Here is a 4,437-nt window from a genome sequence, read left to right on the forward strand (position 1 = left end):
GAATTCGCGACGAAGACGTGGGTTTCGCCCACCGAGATAGTCAAGGAACTGGTTGAAAACGCGTTTGACGAGGACGCCACCAGGGTGCTCGTGACGGTCTTGAAGGACGGCTCGGTAACAATCGAGGACGACGCGGGCATGGACCAGAACGGCATGGAAAAGTTCCTGCTTCTCGGCTCGCCACACAAAAAAGTCGAGTCGGTTTCTCCAAAGTTAAAGCGCATCCGCACCGGCCGCTATGGCACGGGCAGGCTCTCGTTCCTCACATCCTTTGAGAGCATGAAGATAAGGACGCGCAGGGGCAATTTCTCCAAAGCTTTCATGATAGACGGCGACGTTCTTGACAAGTTATTCACAGGCAACGCCTCCCTTGATGATCTGAGCGAGAAGGAGCTAAAGCGCGACGGCACGGAACTTGTAATGTCCGGCTCCAAAGTCGAAACAGACGTGTTCAGGCTGGCAAAAGAGATACGCAAGCTGGCAGTCCTCAGGCAGCCAATGTTTGAGGTAGCCATCAAAGACGCCGATGGCTTTTCCGAATGGGACTTTTCCAACGCGCAAAAGATAACGGCTCCCGACATCCAAGGCCACAAGGTGCCAGTCAGCCTCGACGGCGGCAAGATAACCGGCGAGATAGTGATCGCCCGCAGGCCACTGTCAGACGAGGAGCGCGGCATCGCGGTGATGGTGGGCAACCACATCGTGACAAGGAGCAACTTTGGCTTTGACAGCAAGCTCAGCCGAGTCACGGGATACGTCAGGTGCGACGCGCTGACTTCGAGGTTTGCAGACAAGTCCGCGCTCATCGAAGATGACGAATACCTGAAATTCAACCAGGCCATGAAGACGTTTGTCATTGACACCGTGCTGCCGAGCCTGACCGAGTACGAAGACGTCCTCATCACGAGGGAAGAATCAAAGATCTACAAGGAAATAGACAAGGTCCTCGGCCAGGCCATGGTCGAGACGCTGGAAACTCAGGAAGAGGTGCAGGGATATGAGATGGTGGACGTAAAAGAAGTGGTCAGGGCAGAGCCACGGACCGAAGAGAAGGCCCACAGGGGAGGCGCGCAGGTGCAGGAATACGAGGAGTCCAGGCCCATCGCGCCAGAGGGCGGAATGCCCAGGGGCGAGCACGTCAGGAGCGAAGAGCCCCAATCCTACAGGTCAGTGCCAGTCGAGGAGGCTGCCCGTGTCGAGGGCGAGGTCGTCGACATCGTTGATGAAAAGCAGGTCGACGGCACGGTCATCAGGACCAAAAAGATCCGAAAGCCCATAGTGAAAAAGACCTTTGCGCTCAAGCGCATCGGGTTCAAGGTAATCCCGTACGAAGACGAGTCGGACTCGCGCTATAGCTTTACGAACGAAAGCGTCGTCTTTGTCAACAAGGCTAACTCTACCTACAAGGCCGAGTCGTCCAGGGGCGACGAGTTCCTGCTGCGCCACATCATAAACCTGGTGGCAGAGTCGATAGCAAGCGCCAAGCACCCCGAAGGCAAGAACGCGCTAGAGCTCCAGAACCGCCTGGTCTCTGAAGCAATCAGGATACACGACTATGCAGTCATGAAGAAGGCGTAGGACAAGTCTCCGGGAAGCAATAGGCACAGAATTCGGCAGGATTATGATGCGAAGGATAATTAGGTAGCCTCGCATACCCGCAGGCATTGGGCTATCGTGTGGTTTGCGAACGTCATAACCTGAAGCAATTCTGCAATACAATGATGGAGGCCAGGTCTGTCCAGAACCAGCATAAACGCGAAGGCTGCCTGGAAGCCGAGATCAAGAAACCGGGTCAGAGATAGACGATATAGCTTTCAGGAATATTTTTGACCATAAATAAGAAATTTATAGATAACAGTTACTATTTTCTGGCACTTGACGGTGCTTTCAAAGGGAACGCGTCCACGAGCTTGATATACAGGAATAAGCTTTGCCACCATACCTATGCTAGTAGAAAGTTCTCGGGGCATGCTGGTCCGCCAGCACCTTCTCGACATGGGCGTGAAAAAGGAGCTTTTGGCTAGCATGACTGACGACGACCTTGAAGTCCTGCTTGACGGTTTTCGGGCAATTCTGGCGACCAGTGAAAAGGCCAGAGACCAGCATTCGACGTAGGCCGCTATGCCCGTCTGTGCTCCGAAACAAGCTATTACTTACATCATGTAGGGAAACGACTAAATCTACCTACAAGCGGAAATTAGGTATGGCTTTTGAATTCATGCCTGGCGCTACTGTGGTCGGTATCACTTATGAGAAGGGCGTAATCCTCGCAGCAGAAAAGAGGGTGGCATTTGGTCACTTTGTCGTAAACAAGAACATCAAAAAGACTTTTCCAGTGACGCGCCACGTCGGCGCGGCATGCGCAGGCATGGTCGCCGACATGCAGGTCCTGGTAAGGCAGGTAGAGGCCCTGGCCAAGATCCGCAAGCTGGAGACGAGGCGCGAAGTGGCGCCAAACTCTGTGGCGAAACTGATGTCAGTCATCATGTTTGAGCGCAGGTATTTCCCGCTCCTCACGCAGGTAATCGTCGGCGGCGTAAACGGCAAACCCGAGATATACACGCTTGACCCACTCGGCTCCGTCCTGCCAGACGACTATGCGGCAGTGGGGACGGGCGCAGAAATGGCGCTTGGCATCATGGACGCCGAGTTCAAGGCGAACATGACCGAGGAAAAGGCAAAAGAGCTGGCGGTGAGGGCGATCAAGTCGGCAGTCCAGCGCGACTCTGCCTCTGGCGACGGCATCGACGTGCTCTTTGTCACTAAAGACGGCACAAGGGAAGAAGCGATATCTTTCAGAAACTGATTCCCTTGTACGCTTCCCATATTTTGTCGCTGATGTAGTGCAGGTTGTCGACGACATAGCCCTTTGCCATTGCTTTTGCGACTTCGCTGTCCTCAAGGGCGATACCCACCGCGAGCATCTTGCCGTGCGTCGGGTCCCTGACTGTGACAATGTCGCCTTTTTTGAAAGTTCCAAATTCGACTATTCCGGGGCGAAGTATCTTGGCCCCGTTGCACACGAACTTGACCGCTCCCGTATCGACCTTGACTGACGGGAATGAGGCAAGACCTTCCGGCTTGCCGAGAAACGGCACGATGCTGCCCTTGACCTGCACCGCGGTTATCTCGTCGGCTACGAGCAGGCGGCGCTCATCGTCGATTTCGTATACCTTGAACGTCTTTATCCGGGGCAGTGAAGGCCAGTTTGCCTTCATTTTTTCAACAAGATCCGAAGTCTCGCTTTTTGACAGTACTGATATCTTCAGTTTTCTTCGACCTGTCTACCAGTTCGATCATTATTATCGTTTTCACAACCCTTATACGCAAAAACGCGCTCTGACAACCACATGCACTACAAGATAATCAAGGAGCCGATGGCGCTCCTAGAAGTCCAGATGGCTGCCGGCGAGAGGATTACCGCAGAGTCTGGGGCGATGGTCTACGTCATGGGCGACGTCGAGATCAAGACCAAGATGCGCGAGGGAGGGCTTTTCGCGAAACTAAAGGTAACAGCGCTGGGAGGCGAGTCGTTCTTTGTCAACGAGTTTGTCGCCAAGGGCGACTGCTCGCTTGGGTTGACCGGCCCACCGATAGGCGACATCGTGCGCCTCGACATCAGGCAGGGCAACGGCTTTATCGTGCAGGCAGGCGCGTACGTCGCGTCGACGCCGGGCGTGGCGATAGACACGCAGTGGCAGGGCTTTACAAAGGGGCTGTTTGGGTCAGAGTTTTTCATGCTAAAGGTGACGGGCCAGGGCGACCTGTTTGTCAACGCGTACGGCGGCATCGTGCAAAAAGACCTGCAGGCAGGCGAGAGGATGACAATAGACAACTACCACCTGGTCGCGCTGAGCGAGCAGGCCCGCTACCAAGTCATCAAGGTCGGCGGCATGAAGACGACGATATTGGGAGGCGAAGGGCTGGCCACAGAAGTCACAGGGCCGGGCTCTGTATACTTTCAGACCAAGAACCTCAGAGAATTTGTCGACCTGCTCGGGTTGAACCAGAGGGCAGAAACGACGTCAAATACTGGCGTGCGTTTTGGAGGGTTCAGGATCGGCTAGGCGTTGGCGGTAAAAAGACTCGACCAATTTAATCGAGTCTAATATGGTCGGTTAATGAAGTGACAATACCAAAAAAGCATTATTGCATAATCCGCCCGCCGCTCCCTGCTACTGATTGATGCCAATAAAAAGCCCAAAGAGTGTGTCATTATGTGCTCTTTTATTGGCATCTTTCACTTAGTATTCCATATGGGAAGAAATCGATTATACATTCCGTTTAAGAAGGGATAGCAATCTTGATTTTATACTAGAATTGTTAAATGATGGTATCTCTGTTTCCCCAGAAACAGAGGCACGGAGGGTTGCCATTGAATTGAGTCCCAACAAAAGTCAGGCAGCCCTCCAATACCTTCTTTCACATGTTTTGCCC

At 53.5% G+C, this 4,437-nt stretch carries 5 protein-coding genes; 4 read left to right on the top strand and 1 reads right to left on the bottom strand.

Annotation, left to right across the window (positions count from 1 at the left end; translation table 11 throughout):
• The 3 genes from ACREAY_RS10100 to ACREAY_RS10110 all read left to right on the top strand — a co-directional run.
• Positions 1-1,578: ATP-binding protein (locus tag ACREAY_RS10100; protein WP_431755650.1), on the top strand; the 1,578-nt coding region annotated here is incomplete at its 5' end.
• 366 nt (positions 1,579-1,944) lie between these two features.
• Positions 1,945-2,115, top strand: coding sequence for a hypothetical protein (locus tag ACREAY_RS10105; protein ID WP_431755651.1), 171 nt, complete (start codon positions 1,945-1,947; stop codon positions 2,113-2,115).
• An 88-nt stretch (positions 2,116-2,203) separates the two neighbouring features.
• Positions 2,204-2,806 carry a proteasome subunit beta gene (locus tag ACREAY_RS10110; protein WP_431755652.1) on the top strand — a complete coding sequence of 201 codons (603 nt, stop codon included), beginning with the start codon at positions 2,204-2,206 and terminating at the stop codon, positions 2,804-2,806.
• On the opposite strand, the gene ACREAY_RS10115 is transcribed toward ACREAY_RS10110, so the two are convergent.
• On the bottom strand, positions 2,796-3,218 hold the full coding sequence (locus tag ACREAY_RS10115; protein WP_431755653.1) for a PUA domain-containing protein: 423 nt from the start codon (positions 3,216-3,218) through the stop codon (positions 2,796-2,798). The two genes, ACREAY_RS10110 and ACREAY_RS10115, sit on opposite strands and share 11 nt — an antisense overlap.
• 132 nt (positions 3,219-3,350) lie before the next feature.
• Between ACREAY_RS10115 and ACREAY_RS10120 the strand changes: the two genes are divergently transcribed.
• Complete coding sequence (locus tag ACREAY_RS10120) at positions 3,351-4,067, top strand: TIGR00266 family protein (RefSeq protein WP_431755654.1); 717 nt, start codon at positions 3,351-3,353, stop codon at positions 4,065-4,067.
• Positions 4,068-4,437 lie beyond the last annotated feature (370 nt).

This window comes from Nitrososphaera sp. (assembly GCF_050748925.1).
GTDB lineage: Archaea > Thermoproteota > Nitrososphaeria > Nitrososphaerales > Nitrososphaeraceae > Nitrososphaera.

Excerpts from the sequence above, each read along its gene's own strand:
- ACREAY_RS10105 (WP_431755651.1), top strand. The coding sequence starts at position 1,945 with ATGCTAGTAGAAAGTTCTCGGGGCATGCTGGTCCGCCAGCACCTTCTC.
- ACREAY_RS10110 (WP_431755652.1), top strand. The coding sequence starts at position 2,204 with ATGGCTTTTGAATTCATGCCTGGCGCTACTGTGGTCGGTATCACTTAT.
- ACREAY_RS10115 (WP_431755653.1), bottom strand. The coding sequence starts at position 3,218 with ATGAAGGCAAACTGGCCTTCACTGCCCCGGATAAAGACGTTCAAGGTA.
- ACREAY_RS10120 (WP_431755654.1), top strand. The coding sequence starts at position 3,351 with ATGCACTACAAGATAATCAAGGAGCCGATGGCGCTCCTAGAAGTCCAG.